Here is a 1,681-nt window from a genome sequence, read left to right on the forward strand (position 1 = left end):
ATCAGGGACAGCTTCAAGGCCAGCAAAAGGCCAGGAACCGTAAAAAGGCCGCGTTGCTGGCGTTTTTCCATAGGCTCCGCCCCCCTGACGAGCATCACAAAAATCGACGCTCAAGTCAGAGGTGGCGAAACCCGACAGGACTATAAAGATACCAGGCGTTTCCCCCTGGAAGCTCCCTCGTGCGCTCTCCTGTTCCGACCCTGCCGCTTACCGGATACCTGTCCGCCTTTCTCCCTTCGGGAAGCGTGGCGCTTTCTCATAGCTCACGCTGTAGGTATCTCAGTTCGGTGTAGGTCGTTCGCTCCAAGCTGGGCTGTGTGCACGAACCCCCCGTTCAGCCCGACCGCTGCGCCTTATCCGGTAACTATCGTCTTGAGTCCAACCCGGTAAGACACGACTTATCGCCACTGGCAGCAGCCACTGGTAACAGGATTAGCAGAGCGAGGTATGTAGGCGGTGCTACAGAGTTCTTGAAGTGGTGGCCTAACTACGGCTACACTAGAAGGACAGTATTTGGTATCTGCGCTCTGCTGAAGCCAGTTACCTTCGGAAAAAGAGTTGGTAGCTCTTGATCCGGCAAACAAACCACCGCTGGTAGCGGTGGTTTTTTTGTTTGCAAGCAGCAGATTACGCGCAGAAAAAAAGGATCTCAAGAAGATCCTTTGATCTTTTCTACGGGGTCTGACGCTCAGTGGAACGAAAACTCACGTTAAGGGATTTTGGTCATGAGATTATCAAAAAGGATCTTCACCTAGATCCTTTTAAATTAAAAATGAAGTTTTAAATCAATCTAAAGTATATATGAGTAAACTTGGTCTGACAGTTACCAATGCTTAATCAGTGAGGCACCTATCTCAGCGATCTGTCTATTTCGTTCATCCATAGTTGCCTGACTCCCCGTCGTGTAGATAACTACGATACGGGAGGGCTTACCATCTGGCCCCAGTGCTGCAATGATACCGCGAGACCCACGCTCACCGGCTCCAGATTTATCAGCAATAAACCAGCCAGCCGGAAGGGCCGAGCGCAGAAGTGGTCCTGCAACTTTATCCGCCTCCATCCAGTCTATTAATTGTTGCCGGGAAGCTAGAGTAAGTAGTTCGCCAGTTAATAGTTTGCGCAACGTTGTTGCCATTGCTGCAGGCGCAGAACTGGTAGGTATGGAAGATCTATACATTGAATCAATATTGGCAATTAGCCATATTAGTCATTGGTTATATAGCATAAATCAATATTGGCTATTGGCCATTGCATACGTTGTATCTATATCATAATATGTACATTTATATTGGCTCATGTCCAATATGACCGCCATGTTGACATTGATTATTGACTAGTTATTAATAGTAATCAATTACGGGGTCATTAGTTCATAGCCCATATATGGAGTTCCGCGTTACATAACTTACGGTAAATGGCCCGCCTGGCTGACCGCCCAACGACCCCCGCCCATTGACGTCAATAATGACGTATGTTCCCATAGTAACGCCAATAGGGACTTTCCATTGACGTCAATGGGTGGAGTATTTACGGTAAACTGCCCACTTGGCAGTACATCAAGTGTATCATATGCCAAGTCCGCCCCCTATTGACGTCAATGACGGTAAATGGCCCGCCTGGCATTATGCCCAGTACATGACCTTACGGGACTTTCCTACTTGGCAGTACATCTACGTATTAG

General features: G+C 48.1%; 1 pseudogene. It reads right to left on the minus strand.

What is annotated here, in order from left to right:
* Nucleotides 1-823: 823 nt before the first annotated feature.
* Nucleotides 824-1,153, minus strand: a pseudogene (locus CKO31_RS25775) (serine hydrolase); the annotation flags it as partial.
* Between the last annotated feature and the right edge of the window lie 528 nt (nucleotides 1,154-1,681).

Origin of the sequence: Thiohalocapsa halophila (genome assembly GCF_016583825.1) — a bacterium.
GTDB classification, from domain to species: Bacteria; Pseudomonadota; Gammaproteobacteria; order Chromatiales; family Chromatiaceae; genus Thiohalocapsa; species Thiohalocapsa halophila.